We start from the raw sequence: 23,161 nt of genomic DNA on the forward strand, positions 1-23,161 counted from the left end.
CGTAGCGCCGCTCACGCCGGCGCGGCGCACGACGCCGCGCGGTCGTCGGATGCGGCGGAGGATCGGCAGATGGCAGCGCAGTCCGGGGTCACGCGGTCCTGCGCCGGATCGGTCAGGAACTGTCTGATGCTGGCCCGAGGCGCATGGACGCTGACTGATGCCTGGCCGTAGGGACAGCGCCGTATGTGACCGTCCGCGGACACGTACGCGGTCGCCGAGCGGCACGACCACCGCTCGCCCCCCGTGGGTGGCAGCTGTAGGTCCCGGAGCTCACCGAGGTAGGCCCGGTACCGATCGGACAGGTTGAAGTAGCGGCTCAGCACGTCGGCGTCCAGATGCTGCTGTACGAGATAGTCCTGGACCGACTTGCCGTCCCGGCGCAAGGCGCGTTCGTCGAGGACGACGGGGCTGAACTGGACCTCCACGCCTGCCTCGGACACGAGGTCGGCCAGCTCCTGGCACTCATCGTCGCTCAGGCCCCAGCAGGTGACGTGGAGGATCTTCGTCTCGGTGCTGATGGCGCGTAGCGTGGCGATGCCCGAGGCCGCTGTGCGGGTGGTGCGTCCCAGCAGCATCGCGCCTTGCGAGTCGGCGGACACGGTCACGTTGCTCAGCAGGTGGGTGACCTGGGAGAGGGCGATGACCTCGGCCACGGAGCGAGCCGAGGTCACCATCGACACCGACATGCCGAACTGGTGCGACAGCCGGGCAAGCTGCCTGAGCTGCGGATGGTGGGTGGGCTCGCCACCCGTCAGACAAACGCCCTCCACGCCGGCCTCCCGCAGCCGCGACAGTGTGCGTGTGAACGTCGCGGTGTCGAGGAAGCCGTGAGCACGGTCGGCGCGAAAGCAGAAGCCGCAGGCCACCTTGCAGTGCCCGGCCGTGGAGACCAGCGCCGTACGGACTTGGACGCTCATTGCACCCCCGTGTTGTCCCACACGGCTATCTCCACGGTGCTCGTGTAGAACGCGCACATCTCGGGATCAGGGCTGGTGCCTCCGACGAGGGCCTGCTCGTTGCGGGAAGGGCCGCCGCAGATGGCGAGCGCCGGGCAGTTCCCGCACTCGGGGATCGGCGCGACGTTCTTCGCCACACCAGCCATTCGGCCTGGATCGGCACGCAACTCGTCCAGGGTGTGCAGGAACGACGGCTCGGTGAAGTTGATGTCGCACAGGCTGACCCGGTTGCCGGGCAACAGGGCGGCGTTCAGACTGCGGTCCCCCTGCATGTGGTCGAACAGCATCGGCCGGCGGGTGTCGAGGGCCTGGAAGGCGCGGTCGAGGACAGAGAACAGCATTCCGCCGCGCCCCAGGGCGGCCAGGCGTGCCTCGTACAGCTCGCGGGCCAGATCGGCGCCGTTGACCTGCCAGCGGCCCGCGGTCGGGATGGGGGTGTTGACGTAGATGAACTTCAGCCCGAGGTCGTCGATGATCCACCGGACGGTCTCGGCGAGGCGCCCTATGTTCGCTGCCGTCGGGGTGAGGTTGCAGCCCACGTGCAGCCCCTCCGCCTCGACGAATCGGGTGACGTTGCGGCGAATACGGTCGTCTGCGGGCTGTCCGCCGAGCAGAAGGCGGTGGGCGGAGTTGATACCCGGGGGGCCGTCGATGGAGATGCCGACCCCGTACTCGTACGAGACGAAGTGGGCGAGGGCTTCGTCGGTGAGACGGGCCCCGTTGGTGACGACCGTGCGCCGGACCCTTGCAACGTCGTAGCGGTCGGCGAGGGTATCTGCGAGCCGGTCACCGTACTGCATGAGGTCGAAGCGGATCGTCGGCTCGCCGCCGAACCACTGGATGGACACCTCTTCCTGGCCGGCGTTCTGCTCGAACAGGAACTCCAGGCCCTCCGACAGCTCCTCCTTCGTCATGTCCGGCTTGCCGGTGTTCGTATCGACGAAGCAGTAAGTGCAGGCCATGTTGCAGCGGTCGGTGAGCACTACGCGCAGACCACTGATGCGGTCAGGTGTGGCGTCGAGCCCAAGGAGTCGAAGACGGTTACGGAGTGCTTCTCGCCGGTCGGCCAGGGGGCCGTCGGAGGTGAAGCCGAGCCCTGCGAGGGCTTCATGAGTCGCGGTCGGGGGGACCCCGGCGAGGTCGTGGACCTCGCCGGAGTCGATGAACACACTGTCCAGCCCGACCGGGTCGAGGAGAACTGCTTCCCCGTCCCGCTCGTACTGGAAGTACTTCCCCCACAGCATCCGGGGGACGGCCATGTTGGTCAGGCCGCCGTTTCCTCTTCGGCGATGCCGAGCTCGGCCATGACCTCGCGGACCTTGTCCTCGGCGGTGGCCTGGAGCTTCGCGGAGGTGGCCGGCGAGCCACCGTCGGCGAGGACGATCACGCCGGGCAGGGTCGGGTTGGGGGCGATGACCGTGATGCCGGCCGGGTCGGTGCCGATGACCATGATCGCGTCCTTCAGCTCGACCCAGTCGGTCTGCTCCTTGAGCGCGTCGATGATGCGGCCCTGCTTCTCCTGGAAGGAGGCCCGCTCGCCCATCCAGACGCCCGCCTTGGACTTGGAGTCCACGACGTCCGCGTAGATCAGGTGGTCCTTCTTCTCTCGCCTGGGCTGAGGCACAGTTGATCCTCTCTGTGTGTCGGACGTGCTGGAACAATCACTTGCATCCGCCGGGGTCCGGCGGGGGCCGCCCCACGGGGAGTGGGTGGGGCGGCGTCTAGCCGCTCTGCGGCAGCTCCCACGGGGGAGGAGTTCAGGCCGCAGAGCGAGTCCTAATGGGGGCCTTCGCGTTCCCGGCGCGCCTTGATCAGGGCGCGGTGAAGCCCGTCAGGTGAGATCACGGCACGGGGGCCGGTGGGCAGCCGGTGCCAGTGGAGTCCGGGGCCGGACGTCCGCTTCGCCGAGGGGACGAGAACGTGGCAGGACGGTCCCAACGCGACAGTGCCCTGTTCCTCCCACCGTTCAGCGGTGCCGACCGGCGTCAGGAAGTACATGCGCGGCTCACGGCCGCCGTCGTCGAGGACGACGGACCCGACAGGTAGCCCCTGCTCCTCGATGAGCTCTACAGCCCTGCGGCCCACGTGCTCGGGCGCACGGATGGCGTCCCACCACGTGCCGGCGGGACACAACTCCGGCTCGCTGCCGAGAGGCATCCACCTTGGCAGTCGAGTGGTCGGGATCGCGTCCGACATAGGAAAGGCCCCCTCACAACTGAGTGTGAGAGGACCATTCCACTCTGGAGGCGGGTGTGCGCGGACAAACTGTCCGCACCCAATTCAGGCCAAGTCCCGCGAGAGTAAGGGGAGTTGTGCTAGGCGACTCCGGCCCAGGTGCCGAACGCGGACAACTCGGCTGACGGGTGCGTGTCCATGCGCAGCAGCGAGCCGAGCGTTTCGCGTACGGATGGGTGGAATCGCGTGTGATTCGGCGCGATCTTCCGGGCTCGCTTCAGCTCCGCGAACGCTCCACCGCGGTCACCTTCCGCCAGGCGCGCGGAGGCGACGTCGATGTGATGGTGGCTGGATCGCTCACCCACCGTGGAGGCAGGCGGCGCCCATGCCGCTCCGCCCTGTCCCCATTCAGCGAGCCGGGCGAGGGCCTGCTCGCTGTCGCCGGTGTCGATCAACGTATGCACCGAGTGGATCTTGATGTTTGTGGGGCCGAAGCTCATCTCGTAGGCCAGGCTGTCCCGGTTGCCGGCCATCAGCGCGACTTGCTCTGCTTCGCGCAGGAACTCTTCCGCCGCATCGGGGTTGTTGTCCCGCGATTCAACGACCGCCAGCTTCAGCAGCAGCGCCCCGTCGACCGCAAGCGCGTCGTCGGTGTACGAATGCTCCGGCTGGGCCCGCTCCAACTCGTGCCGCAGACCCTTGAGCTTGCGACGAGCCGACTCAGTAGCTCCCTGCCGCAGCATCGACCCCGCCACCAGGAACCCGGCCGTGAACTGCATGAGGGGGTCACCACTGCGATCCGCTGCCCACCTCACCCGCTCCAGCGCCGTATTGCCGAGGTCGTGGTGCCCCATCTTGTGGGCCAGGCTGTTGACGGCGCGGTAGGCGCGGGCCAGATGCCAGAACGCCTTCTGCTGTTCATCTCCACGCGCGCTGAGAGCGACGTGGGTCAGTTCTGTGATCACCGGCGGGAGCAGCGGCCCCATCGGCACGTACCGGGCATCACGCCGGAGAGCTGCGATCTGGTCCACCTCGGAGGCCAGGACCGGCAGAGCGCGTGGACGCGTCTCCAGCTCATCTGGGGTGTCGAAGCACAGCAGGATGCGCCTCAGCTCCGGAATGACGGCGTGCACGCCGTCCTCCGCCTCGGGGTCCCCGTAGTACGGCTGACCGGTCAGCACTTCGGGGCCGAAGTGCAGGGCCCTGGACAGGGCGAGAATCAGGCTCGGAGTCGCCTTCCGCGCACCGGACTCCAGCTTCTGTATCAGGCTGGGGGATACCGCGACCCGCTGGGCAAGCTGCGCGGCGGACAGTCCCCGCGTCTTGCGTGCCACCCGGAGCCGGTCCCCCAGCATAACGCTCTCATTCACGTCGGCTTCCCCTCGCTGATCGGAGCATTGTGGCCAGAGTACGTATTGCGAATGGTGCCCAGAAGGCCCGTCGCCAAGTGTTAACGGACCGACGGAGCAAACCCGTAGATCCACGCCAGGACGCCCGTACGGCTGGCCAGGCACGGGACGGCGCCCGCCGGGGCTCCGTTACCGCCGCCTCGAGGTGTCCGACACTGCTCCTAGCGTCGGCTGAATGGATCAGACGAACGACACGGCCACCGCCCGGCGCGTGGAGATCAGCGCGCGGGGCGGTCGGGCCGACATCGAGATCGACGGCTCGCGAATCGACCCGAGCGCCGTCAAGGCGTACTCGGTCAGCCACTTCGCCGGGGAACGGCCGGAGGTCCTGCTGCACGTCGCGGACCGCGGCGATAGTCAGTGGTCGGGGATGGCCCGTGTCGCGATTGCCGACCCGCCCGACCCGGGGCCAGTGGCAGCCATCTTCCTGGACGCGATCGACCCGGAGGCTCTGGAGCGCGCCGCGCTGGCCCGCCCTGACCTCGGCTCCGAGCCGTACTCGCTGACAAAGGCGATGCTGACCCAGCTTGTGGAGTGGGCTCGTGGCCTTTGACGTGGAGGGTGCGCGCCGAGTCGTCGGCCGCATCCTGGACGACAAGCTGGAAGCGTGGCGGGACAGCGCAGGCTGTACGGATGACGTGCTGGACGAGTCCACGGGCCGGCTCGTGCCGCCCGCGCCGGACGAGGAGTTGGTCTGGGGCGGGCTCGGCGCGGTGATGCCGATCAGCCGCCCGGCCATCACCCAGCCCATCGGAGGGTCGGTCGCCGTGGAGCCGCCGACCACCGACTACCAGGCCGTGCTGCCGGTCGAAGCGCCGGTGCTGCGGCGCGACGACGTGATCCGCGTGGCCGGTTCCGTGCGCCCCGGCGGTCCCCGCGACCCGCAGTTGGTCGGCCGACGATTCCGCGTCTCCGACGAAGCGGTCGGCACCTACAGCGTGGTGCGCATCGTCAGGGTGCAGGTGATTCTCAATGACTGAGTCAAGTCGCCTGCGTAACCGGCGAGGCGGAGGTGAACAGCCTCTTGTCGCGCAGCATTGCCCACAGAACGTCGACCCGTCGTCGGGCGAGAGACAAGAGCGCCTGGGTGTGACGCAACCCTTCGGCACGCTTTTTGAGGTAGTAGTCACGCGACGGACCCGGCCGCATCATCGCGGTCTGCGCGGACAGGTAGAAAATGTGCCGCAGGCGCCGGTTGTATCGCTTGGGCCGGTGGTGGTTGCCCGTGCGGCGACCGGAATCACGTGGCACCGGTGCGAGGCCAGCGTGGGAGGCCAGGCGACCGGCGTCTTTGTACGTGGACAGGTCGCCGACGATGGCGACGAACTCGGCGCCCAGAATGGGGCCCATGCCCGGCAGGGACTCGATGATCTCGGCGCGGTCGTCCGTACGGAAGGTCTCGCGGATTTCGCGGTCGATGTCCTTGATCCGCTGGTCCAGGGCGAGGAGCTGGTGGGCAAGGTCGCAGACCAGCTTCGCGGCCCGTTTCTCGCCGGGAAGCGCGGTCTGCTGGGTCTGGGCGGCTTCCACTGCCCTGGCCGCGACATCGGCGGCACTGTGCACCATTCGCCGTTCCAGCCAGGTGGTCAGTCGCTTGATGCCGATTCGCTGCAGGGCAGCTGGGGTTTGGTATCCGGTGAGCAAGACCAGCGATCCCTTGCTGCCCGAGTAGTCGAAGGCGCGCTCCAGTGCCGGGCAGATGCCGAGCAGGAGGTCTCGCAGCCGGTTGAGCAACCGCACCCGGTCGGCGATCAGGTCGGCGCGGTGCGCGGTGAGCAGCTGCAGTTCGGAGACCAACTCCGGAGGAGTCGCCAGTGGTGCGAAGTCCCGACGCATCCGGGCCGTGTCGGCGATGACCAGGGCGTCTTTCGCGTCGGTCTTCCCTTCGCCGCGGTAGGCACCGGACATGCGGTTGACCGTGCGGCCGGGGACGTACACCACCTGTTGGCTGTGGGCGATCAGCAGGGCCAGCAGCAGAGCGGAGGCACGGCCGGAGATGTCCACCGCCCACCTCACCTCGCCGCCGGCCTCGCAGGCCGTTGCGATGAGTTGGAGGATCTCGTCCTCGTTGTTGAGGACCTTCTGGGAGAAGACGGTCTCGCCGTCGGCGTTGACCGCCACCGCCCAGTGATGCCCTTTGCCGGCGTCGATGCCGACCCATATCCGCTCGCCCAGGTTGGTCACCGCGGCTCGCTCCGATCCTCCGTGCCAGCAATTTCATGGCCCGAGGAACACTCCGCCGACGCGTCCTTAATCTGCGATGCCCGCAGCTCTCAATCAGCAGTCAGAGCGTCCCGGAGGACCGGGTGGCCATTCACCTGGAGCCATCAGCGGCATCGACTGATCAGCCACACCCGGTCCTCCCGGACCGCCAACATTCTTAAGGATCGACTGATGGCCCCGGCGAACCCGCACCCCAACGCTCACCCGGACGCGACCGCGTTCCGTGATCCGATCGCGCTGGCCGCCGTGCTGGCCCGAATGGGCCCGGCGACCCGTGCCCGTACGCGGACGATCACACGGCACCACGCCATGCTGCTGCGGGTCCGCATCCAGCGGAACGCTAGCGGTAGGCCCGGCCCGAACGTGATCACCGGGCAGTACCGCGCCTCCTGGGACGTGCGGATGCGCACCGGCGGCGGCGAGGTCACCGCCGAGGTGTTCTCCGACGCCCCGCAGGCGCGACGACTGGAGTACGGCTTCGTCGGCGTGGACAGCCTCGGGCGGCACTACCGGCAGCCGCCGTTCCCGCACGTCGAGCCCGCGTTCCGGCAGACCGAACCCGCGTTCATCCAGGCCCTGGCCGACGGGGTGCTGCCGTGACCGCTCGTCTTCCGGTGACCCGCGCGCTCGCCGCCCTCCTGGAGCACACCACGGGCCGCCCGTGTGGTGTCGGTGAACTCCCGCGGGTTCAGGGCAAGTCCGGGTGGGAGCCCGCGCCCGTGCCGTACACCATCCTCGACTCGCTGCCCGCCGAGTTCGCGGGCCCGCCCCTGTGGGACTGGCACGCTGATGCCGCCTGGTCCTACCAGGTCACCTCGGTCGGGGAACGAGCCGATCAGGTCGAGTGGCTGGCCGACCGCGTGCGCGCCGGCGTGGTCGGCCGGACCGACGGAAGCTGGACCCACGACCTGCATGTTCCCGAAGCGCGTGTCATTGACCGGGAGTTGACCTACGACGCCGGAGGAGAGCCCTCGGTGTCGGCGGCAGGCGCTATCGTGTCCTACGTGCAGCGGGTCACGATCACCGTGACCCCGGCATGAAGAATCGATTCTTCTGATCCTCACCGCGGAGGCCCGCGCGGACGCTAGGCCCCAGGCCAGGCGAACCCCCTTTGAACCTCAAGGGGCAGGGCCTCGGCACGGGACGCTGCCCCAGAAGTGGGAGCGGACCTGTGTCCACGAGCACGAAGAAGGCCCAGACCCGATTTCTGCGGCGCGGCATCTCCAAGATCCTTTGGTCCAAGGACCTCAACGACCCGAAGTACCCCAGCCGCCGAGAGATCACTAACGCCTTCGCCCTGACCGACGCCGTCTCGGACATCGAGGGCTGGGCGCTGGAGAACGACCCCATCGAGACCCCCGACATGGGCTCGACCTTCAACTCCTCGATCCCGGGCAACGACAAGGCCGAGAACTCCAGCCTGACCTTCTACGAGGACCGGTTCTCCGACGCCATCGAGCAGCAGCTCCCCAAGGGCGCGAAGGGCTACGTCATCCTGCTCCGCAAGGGCGACCTGCCCGGCTCCCGCTCGGTGGACGTCTTCCCCGTTCAGGTCGCCACCCGCGCCGCGACGTACAGCACCGGCAACGAGGCCGCGAAGTTCAAGGTGGACTTCACGATCACCGACGAGCCGTCGCTCGACCGCCCGGTGCCGCAGGCCCACCCCCGTCCGCTGCCGGACGAGGACTGCGACGACGACCACGGGCACGGCCACCCCGAGGGTGACCACGTCGACGTGACCGTGGTCAGCACCACGAAGACCAAGACCGAGGCGACGGTCCGCGAGCACGACGCCGACGAGGGCTGATCGTGTCGCGCCCCGCACAGGCCAAGCGCCCGTCCCCCTCCGCCACGGCGGCGGAGGGGGCGTGGTCGGCCAAGATGGAACGGCTCCGCCGCCGGACCCGCCCGCAGAACCGGCTGCGCATCTGCGATGACGCCGAGCTGCGTCAGCGGTACGACGAGGCTGAGCAGGCCGCCCGCCGTGCCCGGTTCGTCGCCGAAGCCAACCCGGGTGACGAGCTCGCCGCACGCCAGGTCACCGACGCCGACGCCGCGCGGGACCAGGCCCTGGCGGCGCTCGACGCCGCCTCGGAGTTCCTGACCTTCCGTGCGCTGCCGCGCCCGGTGCTGGAGGAGCTGATCGCCGAGCATTCGCCCACCGAACAGCAGGCGGAGGAGGGGGCGATCTTCAACCCCGACACCTTCCCCGCCGCGCTGGTGGCGGCGGCCTCCGTGGACGGCATGAGCCGCGAGGAGGCCGAGGAGCTGCTGAACGGCTGGTCGGCGCCGGACGCCAACGCGCTGTGGGACGCCGCCTGGCAGATCCAGCAGGAGAGCCGGGTCGAGCTGGGAAAAGGCTGAGCCGTGACGCCGGCCTGCGCGCCGAACTGGAGCTGTGCGAGCGGTACGGCATCCCGCACTCGCAATTCCTCGGCGGAGACGGCCGCTGGACCGACCTCGACCGCGCCAAGGCGCTGGCTTGGGCGGACTGGCAGCGGTCGGTGTGCCCGGAGTGCCACACCCGGCTGGAGGAGTGGGACCGCGAACGCGGCGGCGACCCCCACGCCTACGTCACCGACACCCTGCGCTGCCCCGGCTGCGAGCTGATCGAGCAGGAACGCGATCACGTCCCCCAGGACCGGTCCGGCTACGGCGTGAAGATCCAGCTCCTGCCGCGCGAGCAGTACGAGCCGCGCCCCTGATCCACCCCGCACCACGTAAGTAAGGAGGCCGCCGCGGTGGCCGGGTTCACCCTCACGGTCGCGATGCGCGCCGAGGTCCGCGACCTGATCGCGGGAACCCGTGCTGCCTCCGCCCAGATGCGGACCCTGGGGGACCGTACCGAGGCCGTGAACCGGTCCCTGGCCCGACTGGACGCCAACGGGGCGCGGCTCGCTGCGCAGTTCGCTGCGCTGAATCGTTCCTCCCGCGCGGCCGTCGGGGAGCTGAACCGGATCACCGCCCGCGCCGGGGCGGCCCGTGCGGCGTTGCGCGCGGCCGGGGACGACGGCGCCCGGTCGATGTCCCGGCTCCAGCGGGCGACCGCCGGGGCCGGTCGCCGGGGCCTGTCCGCCACGAACATGCTCGCTGGCGGCGCCCTCGTCCTCGGCACCGGCGAGATGATCGAGGAGGGCAACCGCTACCAGCGGCAGATGAACCTGTTCCGGGCGGTGACCGGCGCGACCGCGGCGCAGATGAAGCGCGCCGCCGTCGTCGCTCAGGAACTCGGCAACGACCTGACGCTGCCCACCTCCACGTCGGCGGACGCCGCCGAGGGCATGGTCGAGCTGAGCAAGGCCGGTTTCCGTGCGGATCAGTCGATCGACGCCGTACGCGCCTCGCTCCAGCTCGCGGCGGCGGCCGACGTCAACGCCGCCACGTCGGCCAAGTACTTGGGCGACATCATGGATCAGTTCGGCCTCGGTGCTGATCAGGCATCCCGGGCGTCGGACACCCTCGCGGCCACGGCGAACAACGCCTCCGGCTCCATCACCGACATCTACTACTCGATGCGGTACGCGGGCCCGGTCGCGAACGCGCTCGGCGTCAGCCTCCAGGACACCGCCGCCGCGGTCGGCATGCTCGGCAAGAGCGGCATCCTCGGCCAGACGGCGGGCACGAGCCTGCGCGGGATCTTCGCCAACCTGGCGGCGCCGACGCCGATCATGAAGAACGCCCTACGGGACCTCGGCATCGAAGCCTGGGACGCGCAGGGGCGCTTCAAGGGCCTGCGCACGGTGATCGACGGTCTGTCGAAGGCCGAACACTCCATGAGCCAGAAGGACTTCGCGGCCGGAGTGACCCGCGCCTTCGGCAAGCCCGCCCTGTCCGGCGCGGTGGCGCTCGCCCACCAGGGCACCGAGTCCTTCGACGCCCTGTCGATGGCGGTACGCCAGACCGGCTCAGCAGCGTCCATCACCGCCTCGCGCGGCGAGGGTCTCGCCGGTGCGATGACGCAACTGCGCACCCAGGCCAAACAGACTGGGATCGCCCTGTACGAGGGGATGGCGCCCGGCCTGGAGTGGGTGACTCGTCTGCTCACCCGCGGGATGTCCGGGGCCACCCCGTACCTGACCACGGCCCTCGACTACGGCCGCGACATCGCCACCCTGTACGGCCCCGACCTGAAGGAGGCGACGAAGAACGGGCTCAGCGGGCTCATCGATGAGGCCAAGGCGCTGATCGGGCCGCTCACGGAGATCGGTGAGCACTCGCTGGCCACCGGCCTGAACCTGCTGATCAATGCCGCAAGCACCCTGGGCGACGTCCTGGACAACGCCGCCGACGGCGCGGAACCGCTCCTCAAGGCCGTCGCCGGGCTCGGTGAGGAGGGCGGCGCGGCGGCCGGCACGCTCGACATCATCACCACCGTCGGCAACGTGGCCATGGACGCGGTCTCCGGGCTGTCCCTGGTCCTCGTCCCCATCGGCCACCTCGTCGGCGGTCTGGTCAGCGCGTTCGGCGCACTGCCCGCACCGATCCAGTCGGCCGCGCTGGCGATGCTCCTGTTCCGCCGCGCGCAGCCCGCCCTGACCAACATGGCGAACACCATGACCGGCCCCGTCAGGTCGGGCATCCAGTCCTTCAACCAGCAGATGCGGGTGCAGCAGACCCTGGCCGCCGCATCCGGTGTCACGCTGTCCCGGTATGGCGCGGCCTGGGCCGCTGTGCAGGCGCGCGTCGGCTTCCTCGGGAACATGACGGCGGCGTTCCGGAGCGCGAACGGCGCCGGAGTGACCTTCATGGGGACGCTGAACGGCATCGGCCGTGCGGCCGGTTCGGGACTGCGCTCCGCTGTGAGCGGCGTCAGCAACGCGCTCGGCGGGCCGTTCGGGATCGCCATGGCCGGTGTCTCCGTCGGCCTGGGCCTGCTCGCCGCCCGTCAGCAGAAGGCCGCGCAGGCTGCGGCAGAGCACCAGCAACGCATCTCCTCACTGACCTCGGCTTTGCGTGAGTCCGGCGGGCAAATCGACAGCAACGTGCGACAGCAGGCCGCCCAGATCCTGTTGGACACCAAGACGAGCCAGGGGCAGCTGACGAAGGTCATGGAGGACGCCGGTGTGCCGCTCGCCTCCCTGACCGACGCCTACCTCGGGCAGGGCACCTCGCTAGAGGCGCTGCAAAAGCAGATGCAGGCGACCGCCGACAAGCACAAGGTGTGGAAGGACGTGGCGGGCGGCAAGGCGACCAAGCAGGTCTACTCGGACGTCGGCCAGCAGTACAAGGACGCCGCCGACGCCCTCGGCAGCGTCAAGGGCGAAATGGCCGAGTCGGTCAAGAACGCCAAGGAGCTGGCGAAGGCGGCTCGGGGAGCTGGGGACGGCACCTCCGCCTACGACCGGCTCAAGGCCGCCGTCGGCGGGCTGGCGGACGAGACGGCCGACGCCGACACCCGCACCCGCTCCCTCAAGAGCGCCCTCGACCTGCTGTCCGGCGGCCAGATCTCCCTCCAGGCCGCGAAGGCGAAGGTCAACTCCGCCGTCCTTGACCTTCAAGAGGGCAGCAAGAACGTCAACCGTGGCCAGGGCTACGGCGGCAAGCAGCTGGTCAACCAGGACAAGACCCTCAACACCACCACGAGGAACGGGCAGCAGCTCTACACCCAGCTCACCGCTCTGTCCGATGCGGCGGCCGATGCCTCGGTGGCCACGTACGACCTGGCCATTCGCAACGGCCAGTCACTGCCGGCGGCGCTCGCGAAGGCCCGTGGGGAGATGAGCCGCGCCCGCGCGGAGGCGATCCGAGCCGCCCGCGGCTACGGGCTGACGAAGGAACAGGCCGAAGGCGTCGCCGACAGCCTTGGCCTGCTGCCGTCGAAGGTGACACTGCTCCTCCAGACCAAGGGCATGGACAGCACCCTGGCGAACCTGATCGCGGTGCAGGCCGAGTTCCACCGGCTGCCGAAGCAGAAGACGATCAAGGTGGACTCGCTGAGCGAGGGCGCGCAGAAGAAGCTTCGGAGCCTCGGCTTTACCGTCAAGACGGTCCCGGGTACGCGGCAGATCAAGATCACGGCACCGACGGCGGGCGCTCGCAAGAACCTGGACGTGCTGATCGACAAGCTCGGGCAGACCCCGAACTCGAAGAACGTGAAGGTGTCCGCGCCGACCGCCGCGGCGATCAAGAGCCTGGAGGCAGTGCAGGCGAAGATCCGGGCGACACCCGGCGCGAAGAGCGTCCGGGTCAGCGCGCCGACCGCAGAGGCCCGCAAGCAACTGGAGTCGCTCGGCTTCCGCATCGAAAAGATCCCCGGCTCCAAGGACGTGAAGGTCACGGTCCCCACCGGGGGCCCGAAGAAGGCGGCCGACACGATCCAGGGCCGTATCAACGCGCTGCGTGGCAAAGAGGTGACCGTCACCACGCGCCACGTAACGATCTTCGACCAGCTCGCTGAGCAGAACACCTCTATCGCCGACGCCATCGAGCAGCAGGCAAAGACCCAGGAGCGGCTGGCCAAGAAGCAGGCCGACGGCGGTGTCGTCGACTACTTCGCCGACGGTGGGATCACCGGTCCCCGGCGCCGCGAGCGGCACGTCGCGCAGATCGCCCCGGCCGGGAGCTGGCGCATCTGGGGTGAGCCCGAGACCGGCGGGGAGGCGTACGTGCCCATGGCCGCCTCGAAGCGCGACCGCAGCAAGGCGATCGTGGAGACCGTGGTCGACCGGTTCGGTGGCCAGGTCGAGTGGTACGCCAACGGCGGCGTACGAGGCCGGAGCAGCCGCGACTACAACCCGATGCTCGCCAGCAGCTTCAAGCAGGCCCGCAGTGTCGCGGCCATGGCGGGCGTCGTGCGCTCCTTCGACATCCGTACTGGCAGCGACCGCGCCCGCACCCGTGTGGTGGACGCCCGTGCCGGCGGGCGGGTCCAGGTCGTCGTCGTGCGCGAGCAGCAGCCGCTGATCGGCTCGATGCCGGTCACCGTCACCGACAGATCCGCCACCCCCGAGCAGATCGGCAACGAGATGATGCGCACCCTGCGCAACGCGCAGCGGGGCGGGAGAGTGTGATGACCACAGCACCGAACAAGCACAGCCGCCCCGAACTGGCCCCGTGGCAGTACGAGATCGGCGGTGTCGTCCTCGGCACCGGCAGCTACGTCCCGATAGGGAACGTCGAAGGGCTCGGATCACCCGGCACCCGCCCGCAGGACGCCGACAACTCCAACAGCGACGGCACCTCACCGGGCCGGGACTTCTACGGCCCGCGCCCCCTGCGCTTCGAGGCGGGCATCAAGACGCCCGGAGACCCGGTGAAGGCCGCCGAGATCCTCGCCCGGCTGGAGCGCGCCCTGGACACCCCCGACGCCCGTACCAATCCCGACGGCCGTCACGTCCTGCGAGGCAGGTGGCCCGGGCATGCAACGCGCCGCATGTACGGGCGACTTCGGCGTATGGAGGCGACCAGCACAGCCAACGCGGTGCACGGGTGGATACCCCTCGACATCGAATTTGTCGGCCTGGACAACCCTCGCTGGTACGACGACGAGCTGTCGAAGCTGACGCTCGGCCTGGACCAGGCCGCCCGCCCCCGCAGCGGGGACCGCACCGTCGATGAGGCAATGGGCCGACCCGCCGCCTGCCGCCGCCCGGCCGACCCGGACCACCACCCGGCCGACGACCGCCCCGGCTGGGTCACCAACCACGGCGACGTGCCGACCTACCCGAGCCTGCGCGTGCACGGCCCGGTGACCGACCCACGCATCTGGAACACCGTCACCCGCCGCGTCCTCGAACTCGACCTGTCGCTGCGCGACGGCGAGTGGGTGGAGATGGAGACCCGGCCCGGCACCTGCTGGGCCCTGCGCGACGGCACCGTCAACGTCGCCAACGACCTCAGCCCCGCATCCCGTCTCGACCTGTTCACCCTGCCGCCCGGACGGTCCGAGATCGCATGGAGCGCGAACGACCCGTCCGGCACCGCGCGCCTCGAGGTGGCGTGGCGATCGGCGTACACCACCCTGTGAACGGAGAGCACTCGTGACGCTGCAACCCCCGATGATGGTGCGCGGGGCCGACCACTCCGCCCGCGCGATGCGCCTGATGATCCGTGACCTGGCCCGAGGCCGGCAGGGTGTCGCCGGCGGTGAGGACCTGAAGGTCCGCCCCCTGGAGACTCCAGGCCTCGGTGTCCGCGTCGGCGATGGCTCTGCTCTGATCCACGGTGTCCGGCCGTGGCAAGGGGCCTACACCCAGTCCAACATCGGCGACACCGTGGTCGACGTGCCGCCGACCGGGCCCGTCGCCCGCACCGACCTGCTCGTGCTGCGCATCGAGGACCCGGAGTTCGAAGGCGACCGCGACCCGCGCCGCCAGGAGATCGGCTACTTCCACCTCATCCAGAACATCGGCGCGCAGGACACCACCGCGCTGCGGGAGATGACCGCGATCCCGCTCGCCCGCCTCACCATCCCCCGGAACACCGCGACCATCACCGACGAGATGATCACGGATCTGCGGCGGCTGGCCAACCCGCGCACCGAGCGCACCCTGCGCACCGTGCACCCGACCACCACGGAGAAGGTGCCCGGCAAGCACGGCCAGTGGGCGGCCTGGCCCAAGGAAGCCGCCTGGGATCTCGACATCCCCGCATGGGCGACGGAGGCCGCCATCGTCGTTACCCTGTCCGGCCTGCGCGCCGAAGCGGGACCGGTCTACGCCGAGCTGCGCACGCGGCTGGGGGAGCGCGCCGCGAAGCCGACCGTTGTGGACGACGACGGCACCACCACCCGCCGCTCCTCCGTGACCCTGGCCGACACGCTCGCCGTGCCGCCCACCTACCGGGGCACCCGCCAGCACCTGGCCGTCGAGATCAACCAGAACGACAAGTACGGCGACGGCGACCTGACCGTGGCCAAGGGCACGACGGTCACGCTCGACGTCGCGTTCACGGAAGGGCCTGCGTGACGATGGCCGACTACCGCTACATCGTCGTGCGGGCCGCGACCGGCGATGTTCTGCACTGGAACCTGCCGCTGAGCGAGGTCGAGTACGGCCCGGAGATATCCGGGCCTGGCTCGTTGAAGGCCACCCTGCCGACCGCGTTCCGACGCTCCCTTGGTGACGCGCTCGACGCCGGCGACACCGTGCTCCTCGTCGAGCGCAACGCCCGCCTCGACTGGGGCGGGCTGCTGTGGCGCGCCGAACCGGAGGGCAACACACTGCCCGTCGAAGCCTCCGGGTTCACGAGCTACCTCCACCGCCGCTTTGACCTGCACGGCAACCTCGGCGGACGCGGCCCGTACATCGAAGCGGACCCGTGCGAGGTGATCCGCGATGTGTGGGCCTACGCCCAGGCGCAGCCGGACGGCGACCTCGGTGTGGTCGTGGACGACACGAAGTCGAAGGCGAAGACCGGTACCGCGAAAGACCCGTACACCACCTCCAAGACCGACCCGCGCAACCTCGGCGAGATCGTGGATGAGATGGCCGAGATCGATGACGGCCTGGAGTGGTCGGAGACCGTGGCATGGCGCGGGCGCCGCGCCGAGCGCCGCATCATCCTCGGTGCGCCGCGCCTTGGCCGACGCCGCGAGGACCTGACGTTCACCACCGGCGCCAACGTGGTCGGCACCCCGCACGTCATCAAGGACGCCGACTCCTACGCCCAGTGGGTCATCGGGCTCGGCGCGGGCGAGGGCAAGAAGCGCAAGGTCGTCGTGGACGGCGTGCGCAACGGCCGCCTGCGCCTGGAACACCGGCTGGAGACGAGCGAGAAGGACGAGGCGAAGCTGAAGCAGCGGGCGCGCCGTGAACGGCTGGCCCGCCAGGTCCTGCCCTCGTTGACTGAGCTGGAGATCACCGACCACCCGGCGGCCCCGATCGAGGCTCTGCGCATCGGGGACGACGTGCGGATCCGCCTGTTCGAGCCGCACACCGAGTACGACGGCTGGTGCCGGATCGTCGGCTGGACGGTGCGGCCTGGCGAGGGCGAGACGGCCGAGCGCGTGACGTTGAAGCTGGAGCGCACCAACAAGCCCGAGGACGAGACGGGCGAGGAAGAGGAGCAGTAGGTGCCGGACACGATCGCCGACCTCGGACGCCGACTGGCCAAGCTGGAGAAGCGGGTCGTCACCCTGGAGCGTGCCCGCCGCGCGCCGTACCCGGAGTGGCGCGACCTGCCGCTGACCGGCGACACCACCGTCCCCGACGAGGAGCAACCGCCGCAGTTCCGCGCCAACCCCTGGGACACGACCGAATTCTGCGGCCGTATCGGACTGGCGAGCGGCCGGGCCTCCGACGACCAACTGGTCGCGCTGCTGCCCGAGGGTTACTGGCCGGAAGCACCGCGCACGGTCGATGTCGCCTCCGACGCGGCACGTCGCAGCCTCCAGCTCGACATCGACCCGAAGGGCCTGGTGCGGCTGCGCGTCCAGGGCGGCGGCAGCGTCCGCGCGTCTTGGATCAGCCTCGACAGCACATCGTTCCGGGCCGACCGCGCCGACACCTGACCGGCTGCGCACCCCGGCCACCGGCCGGTGTGCCGCCGGTAGCATGGCGCCTGGGTGACCCTCCACCCGCTTCGCACTCCCGAGGGACCGGACCGCCGCGGCGGCCACGGCCGACTGCCATCCGGCGCAGGGGAGAAGGACGAAGCGCGTGGCTACACCGCTGAGCGCGGACAGGTTCCTGTCCGTGCTGAAGGGCGCCGGGCTCGGCGTGGTCGAGCACGGCAAATGGCGCACCCACAACCGGAACACCCACGGCAACTGGGGCCCCGCGAACGGGGTCATGATCCACCACACCGGGCCGTACAGCTCCGAGAAGGACATGGTGGAGCTGTGCCGCGTCGGCTACCAGGATCCCCCAGGCCCCCTGTGCCATGGCGTCATCGACCGGTCCGGGACGATCCACCTGGTCGGCTACGGCCGGACCAACCACGCCGGCATGGGGGACACCGACGTCCTGCTCGCGGTCATCGCGGAGAAGACGGACCTCCCGCGCGACAACGAAGCGGATACCGACGGCAACCGCCACTTCTACGGCTTCGAGTGCATCAACACCGGGAGTCAGCCGTGGCCGGCGGCCCAGCTCGACGCGATGGCGCGGGCGGCGGCGGCCATCTGCCGTGCGCACGGCTGGAACGAGCACTCCGTCATCGGCCACAAGGAGTGGCAGCCGGGGAAGCCGGACCCGGGCGGCATCGACATGGACGACTTCCGCGCCCGGGTCGCCCGGCACCTCAAGGACGCCGGTAAGCCGAAGCCCGACCCGAAGCCGAAGCCGAAGCCGAAGCCCAAGCCGGACCCGAAGCCGACACCGAAGTACGCGGCGTACCCGGGCAAGCAGTTCTTCCGCGAGGGCCGCTCCTCCCCGGTGATCGCCGCGATGGCGAAGCGGCTGATCGCTGAGGGCTGCGACTCCTACGACACGCCGCCCGGTCCGGTGTGGAACGACGCGCACCGCCGCTCGTATGCGGCCTACCAGATCAAGCGCGGCCACCACGGCGCCGATGCCGACGGCATTCCCGGCCCGCAGACGTGGGCGGACCTGCGCGTCCCGCGCCAGGCCGGTGACGCCGACCCGACCCCCACCACCCCGAACCAGGAGCACAACCCGATGCCGCAGGCCCTTGCCGATGTCGCCGAGCGCACCGTTGCCACCTACCTCCAGGCGCTGCTGGGCCTGATGGCAGCCTCCAGCACGACGGACATGGTGTCCCTGTCGGCGTGGCAGGCCGCCGCGGTCTCCGCCATACCGGCCGCGCTCAGCGCGTTGAAGTCCACCCTCGGCACCGTCCTGGGCAGGCCCGGAACGGCCTCGTGGCTGCCGATGAAGCGCGACCCGGCCACACCCCAGCACTGATCACGGGGCAGCGAGAGAACAGGAGGAAGGACCGTGCCCGAAGGACAGGTCGCGCTCGCCCTGGCGGAGCTGCGCCAGGCGCTGGAGGTCGGATTCGCCCGCATCGACGGACAGTTGGCGCTGCTCGTCCAGCGCAGCGACCAAACGGACAAGGCCCTGGAGGACCTGGAGGAAAGGGTGAGCGCGCTGGAGAAGACCAGATGGCCGCTGCCGACCCTCGCCGTACTGGCCAGCATCACCGCGGTGGTGCTCACCGCCTTCAGCCTGGCCCGTGGCTGAGACGAACACCCCTGCCGTCAAGCGGTGTTGTCCGACAGCGCGCATAGCGTGAGGGCGCACTTGTTCCTGCGGCCTGGGGGTCATGATGGATACGACACACCTGCTCGTCACCGACCTGGAGGTGGACTCCGCGCTCGCGAACCCGGCGGTCCCGGCCGCCGTCCGCGCGGTGTGGCAACTGCTCTGGGAGTCGGAGGTCCGGCTGGATGAGGTCCTGGCGTTCGACGTGCCGGACGCGGAGCTGGATGACCGCCTGGTCGTCATCCGGCACGCGAAGGAAGGCGGCGTCTACGAGGCCGGGATCACCGTGTCGGCGGCCAACGCCCTGCGCGAGCTGATCGGGGCCCGCACGGACGGACCGCTGTTCACGCTGGGAGGGCGGCGGCTGACCAAGGCCGAGGTGGCAACCGCCTTCCGTGAGGTGACCGGCGGGCGCACCATCCACGCTCTGCGGTTCACGCGCCAGAGGAAGGAGCAGGGCTCGACCCGGCTCAGCTCCACCGCCGACCAGCCCGAGGGCAAGACCGCGTAGAGCGCGCGGCAACGCACACGGCCCCCGCCGAAGCGGGGGCCGTTTGGCCTCTTGGAGAAAGACCGCCGCCACCATAGCAGTGACCGCCGCGCCCGCCGGCGTACGCGTACGGCTACGCTGCCCTCTGCATCCAGGGCAGACACCGGAGGACGGGGATGAGTCGGGGCAAGCCGTATCTGGTCGGGCACCAGGAGTTCGCCGCGCTGTACCGCGTCGATCCGAAGCAGGTCGCGCAGTGGCTGTCCCCGAGCCGCGGCAGCGTTCTCGATCCGGAGACCGCCATCATCGTCAGCGGGGTGCGGTACTGGCCGCTCGGCTTCGCGGCCGAGTGGGGAGCGACCACGGCGCGGTTTCGCCAGGTCGACTTGGACGTGAAGGCACGGATCATCGCGGAGCAGGGCGAGGGCTGGGAGCCGGGCCTGGGGGATGAGCTGCCGCCGATCGTCGGCCAGCAGGAGATCATCGAGCTGTTCCACCTGCCCGCCCAGGGCAACTTGGCGACGACCATCGCGACAGGGCGGTTCCCGGAGCACGACTGGCTGCTGTCCGGGTCGATGCTCTGGATGCTGGACACCGTCCTCGACGCCGTCCCCAAGCTCCGCGAGAGCGCGCGCAGCCTGCCCTGGGACGTGGACGAAGCAGTCGTCGCCGCCCTGCGCGACGGCACGTACAACGGGCCCGGCAGTCGCGTGCTGACTCGAGGCCGCCACGCCCGAAAGGCCCTCTGACCTGCGCAAACACTGTACTTAGCCCCGAATTGCGAATAAGATATAAGCGATCCCCGTTACGGGGGTCCGCAGTTCACCAAGGAGGCAGCAGTGCAGTTCAGTGCCACACCGGACGGCGGCGAGATCGTGGCCATGGATGCCCGAGAGGCCCTGGTCCTCGAAGGGGCCCTCTCGCTCTACGTCCTCAAGCACCCCGACTCCAACGTCGCCATCGCCGCCCTGCGGGCCGCATCGGCGGCCAACGAGGCCCGTGAGGCGCGCATGGAGGAAGCGGCCGATCGGGCCTCGGTCTGACCTCGGGCTGAGCGTGTGAAGTCGCGCCTGTAACCGGTGGGGTTGATCATCCGCCCGCCGACCCGCAAGATAGGTGACATTCTTGAAAGAAGTCATCAGGGGGTGGGTATGGCAGCCGTCCAGGACGAGATACCGGGCCTGGTCATCCACACCGTGAGGCAGCCGGACGGCCAGCCGGCGTCGATCCAGGCCCAGTTCGAGACGTTCCACCAGCTCAACCCCTGGGTGCTGCGCGCGCTGGAGGCCCTGACTGCCGACTACCTCAAGCGCGGCGCAAGCCGAGTCGGCATCGGGATGCTCTTCGAGGTCCTGCGCTGGCGCTACGTCACGGCGACCGAGGGCGACGAGTTCCGCCTCAACAACAACTTCCGCAGCCGGTACGTCCGGCTCCTGATCGAGCGCCACCCCGAATGGGCGGGCGCCTTCGAGGTCCGCAGCCTGCGGACCGAGTGAACCAACCCTCTTGGAGAGACACGACCCATGAACCAACCCACCGAACAGCAGGACGGTGACACGGCGTCGGCCGCACCGGTGCCGACCGTCCCCGAGAAGCTGCCCGAACGCAGCGTCTCCCAGAGCGCCGTCGTCCTGCGCGCCGACCAAGTCGAGTTCGACGCACGTCAGGTGGCCGCCCTGTCGCTGATCAGCCCCGGACTCGCCCAGGCGCCGCGTGCCCAACTGGCCTTGTTCTTCCACTTCTGCGTGCGGTCCGGCCTCGACCCGTTCGCGCGGCAGATCTACATGATCGGCCGCACCAACTGGAAGGCCGCCGACAACCCCGACGAGCCGGAGAAGACCTGGACCATCCAGACCGGCATCGACGGCTTCCGCACGGTGGCCCACCGCGCGGCTACCAAGGCCGGGGAGTCCATCTCGTACGAGGACACCGTCTACTACGACTCCGAGGGCAACGCCCACGAGGTCTGGCTGTCCAAGGCGTACCCGGCCGCGGTCAAGGTCACCGTCCTGCGCGGCACCAGCCGGTTCCCCATGATCGCCCGCTGGGACGAGTTCGCCCCGACGTACTACGACCGCAAGCAGGGCGCGTACGTCGTGGCGAAGATGTGGCAGCAGATGCCCGCCCACATGCTCCGCAAGTGCGCCGAGGCCGGCGCGCTGCGCATGGCCGCACCGCAGGACCTGTCCGGCGTGTACGTGGACGAGGAGATGGCGCGGGCCGACGCCGAAGCCGTCGTCCGCGAGGCGGAGGAGGCGACCCGACGCCTGCGCGAGGCTGCCGGGCTCGAAGCGGGCGACGACAAGGGCGGCAACGACAAGGGCGGCGACACGAAGGAGGAGTCCGCCGAGGACTCCCAGGCCGGGGACCAGGACGAGAGCACGGACAAGCCCGCGCCGAGGAAGCGGGCACGCGCGAAGAAGGCCGCCGCAGAGGCCAAGCCGGACACCGCCGCAGAGTCCGACGAGGCCCCGGCTCGGGCGAAGCGCACCCCGCGTAAGTCGACCTCCGCGCCCCGCCGCGCCTCCTGACCCCTGACGACACCGGGTGCCGCCCGCTGTCGGCGGGCGGCACCCCATCCTCTTGGAGAACACCGTGACCACCATGGCCATCGCGCCGGAGCGGCCCGTCAGCCTGTGGCCCGCCGCTCACGCGGCGGACGCACGCCGCCCCCGCTCCCAACAGACCAAGCTCGGTGCCAGCGACACCGTGTGCGCACGCCGGGCCGGATACCTCCTGCACGGCCGCACCCCGACCGATGTCGGTGAGAAGCGCAAGGCGATCCTCGGGACCTGGCTGCACGCCGGGATACTCGAGGCCGCCCGCGAGGAGTACGGCTGGCTCGTCGAGCGCCGCGTCGAGGACGCCACCCTTCGGGGCCACATCGACGCCGTCCAGCTCGACAGCGCCACTGCCGCACGGCTCCCCAAGCGGCTGCGCCCCACGCTCCCGGCCGAGGAGACGACCGTCGAGGACGTGAAGACCAAGAGCACGTACCAGTGGGACAGTGTCCTGCGGTACGGCGCGAGCGAGGCCGAGCTGCGGCAGGTGTACCTGTACGCCGACCTGCTCGGCACGGAAGGTTTCGCCAGCGTCCGGGGCCAGCGGCAGCTCGCCCACCTCGGGCCGGTACCGGTCGCCCGCATCCGCTTCCGGTTCATCAACCGCGACTCGGGCGACGACCACGTTCAGGAGATCGCCTACGAGGCCGACCGCGCCCGCCGTGCCCGCTGGTGGGTCCAGCAGGTGCGGGCCGCCGCCTCACCGGAGGAACTGCCGCGCACCTTCCAGGGGCCGGGCATCTCCGCGATCTGCGACCACTGCCCGTTCCGCACCGCGTGCTGGGGGCCGCTCGTCGCCGGGCGCTCGCCGCAGAGCCAGCTCATCCACGACGACGAGGAACGCGCGAAGGTGCTGGCCGAGTACGCCGAGGTTTCCGAGCAGATCAAGCCGCTCAAGGACCGGCAGAAGTTCCTGCGCGCCCAGCTCGAAGGCTCTGAACCCGGCGTCTACGGCGACAACGTCCTGAAGTGGAGCGGCGGCAACCCGACCAAGGTCGATGACGTCGAGGCGATGGTCGCGCTGTACCGCCGCGCAGGGCTGGAGGTGCCGATGGTGCCGGACGCGGCGTCGATGAAGGCGACGCTGAAGGAGGTGGGCATCCCCGTGCCCACGCGCCTCGACCACGACCGGCGGACCGCGGTGAGCATCAACGTCACCGCGCGCAAGAAGCCCTGATCGCGCCAGTCGGCGGGGGCGGAGCCCGGGTGCTCCGTCCCCGCCCCGGCGCGGCGGGGACGGGAC

General features: G+C 70.0%; 25 protein-coding genes and 1 pseudogene. 20 read left to right on the forward strand and 6 right to left on the reverse strand.

All coding sequences use genetic code 11. From position 1 onward, the window contains the following. Positions 1-11 precede the first annotated feature (11 nt). The 5 genes from AMK26_RS02945 to AMK26_RS02965 form a co-directional block, all read right to left on the reverse strand. The gene (locus AMK26_RS02945; RefSeq protein ID WP_073751585.1) at positions 12-917 is read right to left on the reverse strand and encodes a radical SAM protein; all 906 of its coding nucleotides are present in this window, start codon (positions 915-917) and stop codon (positions 12-14) included. Then, entirely contained in the window at positions 914-2,215 is a 1,302-nt protein-coding gene (locus tag AMK26_RS02950) for a radical SAM protein (RefSeq protein WP_073751587.1), read from the reverse strand. The genes AMK26_RS02945 and AMK26_RS02950 overlap by 4 nt, the downstream gene beginning before the upstream one ends. A 5-nt stretch (positions 2,216-2,220) precedes the next feature. Next, a complete protein-coding gene (locus tag AMK26_RS02955; protein ID WP_055550344.1) occupies positions 2,221-2,580 on the reverse strand; it encodes a hypothetical protein in 360 nt (119 codons plus the stop codon). A gap of 152 nt (positions 2,581-2,732) precedes the next feature. After that, entirely contained in the window at positions 2,733-3,113 is a 381-nt protein-coding gene (locus AMK26_RS02960; protein WP_241837774.1) for a hypothetical protein, read from the reverse strand. 158 nt (positions 3,114-3,271) lie between these two features. Next, positions 3,272-4,486: a helix-turn-helix domain-containing protein gene (locus tag AMK26_RS02965; protein ID WP_274536109.1), complete on the reverse strand. Its 1,215-nt coding sequence runs from the start codon at positions 4,484-4,486 to the stop codon at positions 3,272-3,274. Between the two features lie 229 nt (positions 4,487-4,715). Between AMK26_RS02965 and AMK26_RS02970 the strand changes: the two genes are divergently transcribed. After that, positions 4,716-5,093, forward strand: a complete 378-nt coding sequence (locus AMK26_RS02970) for a hypothetical protein (protein ID WP_031070123.1) — start codon at positions 4,716-4,718, stop codon at positions 5,091-5,093. Then, positions 5,083-5,520, forward strand: a complete 438-nt coding sequence (locus AMK26_RS02975) for a DUF6093 family protein (protein ID WP_143608443.1) — start codon at positions 5,083-5,085, stop codon at positions 5,518-5,520. The genes AMK26_RS02970 and AMK26_RS02975 overlap by 11 nt, the downstream gene beginning before the upstream one ends. A 1-nt stretch (position 5,521) precedes the next feature. Here the strand turns inward: AMK26_RS02975 and AMK26_RS02980 are convergent, their stop codons facing one another. After that, positions 5,522-6,715, reverse strand: coding sequence for an IS110 family transposase (locus tag AMK26_RS02980; RefSeq protein ID WP_443333147.1), 1,194 nt, complete (start codon positions 6,713-6,715; stop codon positions 5,522-5,524). A 219-nt stretch (positions 6,716-6,934) separates the two neighbouring features. Between AMK26_RS02980 and AMK26_RS02985 the strand changes: the two genes are divergently transcribed. From AMK26_RS02985 to AMK26_RS03070, 18 genes and pseudogenes are all read left to right on the forward strand, one after another. Beyond that, positions 6,935-7,363, forward strand: coding sequence for an HK97 gp10 family phage protein (locus AMK26_RS02985; RefSeq protein WP_073751597.1), 429 nt, complete (start codon positions 6,935-6,937; stop codon positions 7,361-7,363). Between the two features lie 119 nt (positions 7,364-7,482). Continuing rightward, positions 7,483-7,803, forward strand: a complete 321-nt coding sequence (locus AMK26_RS02990; protein WP_143608445.1) for a hypothetical protein — start codon at positions 7,483-7,485, stop codon at positions 7,801-7,803. A 131-nt stretch (positions 7,804-7,934) separates the two neighbouring features. Then, positions 7,935-8,570, forward strand: a complete 636-nt coding sequence (locus tag AMK26_RS02995) for a phage tail tube protein (RefSeq protein WP_073751601.1) — start codon at positions 7,935-7,937, stop codon at positions 8,568-8,570. Between the two features lie 2 nt (positions 8,571-8,572). Beyond that, a complete protein-coding gene (locus AMK26_RS03000; protein ID WP_073751603.1) occupies positions 8,573-9,127 on the forward strand; it encodes a hypothetical protein in 555 nt (184 codons plus the stop codon). Further along, complete coding sequence (locus AMK26_RS03005) at positions 9,070-9,468, forward strand: hypothetical protein (protein WP_073751604.1); 399 nt, start codon at positions 9,070-9,072, stop codon at positions 9,466-9,468. Before AMK26_RS03000 ends, AMK26_RS03005 begins: the two co-directional genes overlap by 58 nt. A 36-nt stretch (positions 9,469-9,504) precedes the next feature. Continuing rightward, the gene (locus AMK26_RS03010) at positions 9,505-13,773 is read left to right on the forward strand and encodes a phage tail tape measure protein (protein ID WP_073751606.1); all 4,269 of its coding nucleotides are present in this window, start codon (positions 9,505-9,507) and stop codon (positions 13,771-13,773) included. After that, positions 13,773-14,729, forward strand: coding sequence for a phage tail domain-containing protein (locus AMK26_RS03015; RefSeq protein WP_073751608.1), 957 nt, complete (start codon positions 13,773-13,775; stop codon positions 14,727-14,729). The genes AMK26_RS03010 and AMK26_RS03015 overlap by 1 nt, the downstream gene beginning before the upstream one ends. A gap of 13 nt (positions 14,730-14,742) precedes the next feature. Beyond that, positions 14,743-15,669 (forward strand): hypothetical protein, encoded by a 927-nt coding sequence (locus AMK26_RS03020; RefSeq protein WP_143608447.1) that lies wholly within the window; start codon positions 14,743-14,745, stop codon positions 15,667-15,669. Continuing rightward, on the forward strand, positions 15,666-16,775 hold the full coding sequence (locus AMK26_RS03025; RefSeq protein ID WP_143608449.1) for a hypothetical protein: 1,110 nt from the start codon (positions 15,666-15,668) through the stop codon (positions 16,773-16,775). Before AMK26_RS03020 ends, AMK26_RS03025 begins: the two co-directional genes overlap by 4 nt. Further along, positions 16,776-17,213, forward strand: a complete 438-nt coding sequence (locus AMK26_RS03030; protein WP_073751614.1) for a hypothetical protein — start codon at positions 16,776-16,778, stop codon at positions 17,211-17,213. A gap of 148 nt (positions 17,214-17,361) precedes the next feature. Continuing rightward, a pseudogene (locus tag AMK26_RS03035) lies at positions 17,362-18,270 on the forward strand (peptidoglycan-binding protein); the annotation flags it as partial. 330 nt (positions 18,271-18,600) lie between these two features. Continuing rightward, complete coding sequence (locus tag AMK26_RS03040; protein ID WP_073751616.1) at positions 18,601-18,846, forward strand: hypothetical protein; 246 nt, start codon at positions 18,601-18,603, stop codon at positions 18,844-18,846. Between the two features lie 82 nt (positions 18,847-18,928). Continuing rightward, entirely contained in the window at positions 18,929-19,378 is a 450-nt protein-coding gene (locus tag AMK26_RS03045; protein WP_073751617.1) for a tyrosine-type recombinase/integrase, read from the forward strand. A 155-nt stretch (positions 19,379-19,533) separates the two neighbouring features. Further along, on the forward strand, positions 19,534-20,106 hold the full coding sequence (locus AMK26_RS03050; RefSeq protein ID WP_073751618.1) for a hypothetical protein: 573 nt from the start codon (positions 19,534-19,536) through the stop codon (positions 20,104-20,106). 90 nt (positions 20,107-20,196) lie between these two features. After that, entirely contained in the window at positions 20,197-20,400 is a 204-nt protein-coding gene (locus AMK26_RS03055; protein ID WP_073751619.1) for a hypothetical protein, read from the forward strand. A gap of 108 nt (positions 20,401-20,508) precedes the next feature. Continuing rightward, the gene (locus tag AMK26_RS03060; RefSeq protein WP_107420846.1) at positions 20,509-20,853 is read left to right on the forward strand and encodes a hypothetical protein; all 345 of its coding nucleotides are present in this window, start codon (positions 20,509-20,511) and stop codon (positions 20,851-20,853) included. Between the two features lie 27 nt (positions 20,854-20,880). Beyond that, entirely contained in the window at positions 20,881-21,888 is a 1,008-nt protein-coding gene (bet, locus tag AMK26_RS03065) for a phage recombination protein Bet (RefSeq protein WP_073751620.1), read from the forward strand. Positions 21,889-21,961: 73 nt separating this feature from the next. After that, the gene (locus AMK26_RS03070) at positions 21,962-23,095 is read left to right on the forward strand and encodes a PD-(D/E)XK nuclease family protein (protein ID WP_073752970.1); all 1,134 of its coding nucleotides are present in this window, start codon (positions 21,962-21,964) and stop codon (positions 23,093-23,095) included. Positions 23,096-23,161 lie beyond the last annotated feature (66 nt).

Source organism: Streptomyces sp. CB03234 (genome assembly GCF_001905885.1).
Classification (GTDB): Bacteria; Actinomycetota; Actinomycetes; order Streptomycetales; family Streptomycetaceae; genus Streptomyces.

Coding starts and splice junctions, on each gene's coding strand:
- AMK26_RS02945 (WP_073751585.1), bottom strand. CDS start 917: ATGAGCGTCCAAGTCCGTACGGCGCTGGTCTCCACGGCCGGGCACTGC.
- AMK26_RS02950 (WP_073751587.1), bottom strand. CDS start 2,215: ATGGCCGTCCCCCGGATGCTGTGGGGGAAGTACTTCCAGTACGAGCGG.
- AMK26_RS02960 (WP_241837774.1), bottom strand. CDS start 3,113: ATGCCTCTCGGCAGCGAGCCGGAGTTGTGTCCCGCCGGCACGTGGTGG.
- AMK26_RS02965 (WP_274536109.1), bottom strand. CDS start 4,486: ATGCTGGGGGACCGGCTCCGGGTGGCACGCAAGACGCGGGGACTGTCC.
- AMK26_RS02970 (WP_031070123.1), top strand. CDS start 4,716: ATGGATCAGACGAACGACACGGCCACCGCCCGGCGCGTGGAGATCAGC.
- AMK26_RS02985 (WP_073751597.1), top strand. CDS start 6,935: ATGGCCCCGGCGAACCCGCACCCCAACGCTCACCCGGACGCGACCGCG.
- AMK26_RS03015 (WP_073751608.1), top strand. CDS start 13,773: ATGACCACAGCACCGAACAAGCACAGCCGCCCCGAACTGGCCCCGTGG.
- AMK26_RS03045 (WP_073751617.1), top strand. CDS start 18,929: ATGATGGATACGACACACCTGCTCGTCACCGACCTGGAGGTGGACTCC.
- AMK26_RS03050 (WP_073751618.1), top strand. CDS start 19,534: ATGAGTCGGGGCAAGCCGTATCTGGTCGGGCACCAGGAGTTCGCCGCG.
- AMK26_RS03060 (WP_107420846.1), top strand. CDS start 20,509: ATGGCAGCCGTCCAGGACGAGATACCGGGCCTGGTCATCCACACCGTG.
- bet (WP_073751620.1), top strand. CDS start 20,881: ATGAACCAACCCACCGAACAGCAGGACGGTGACACGGCGTCGGCCGCA.
- AMK26_RS03070 (WP_073752970.1), top strand. CDS start 21,962: ATGGCCATCGCGCCGGAGCGGCCCGTCAGCCTGTGGCCCGCCGCTCAC.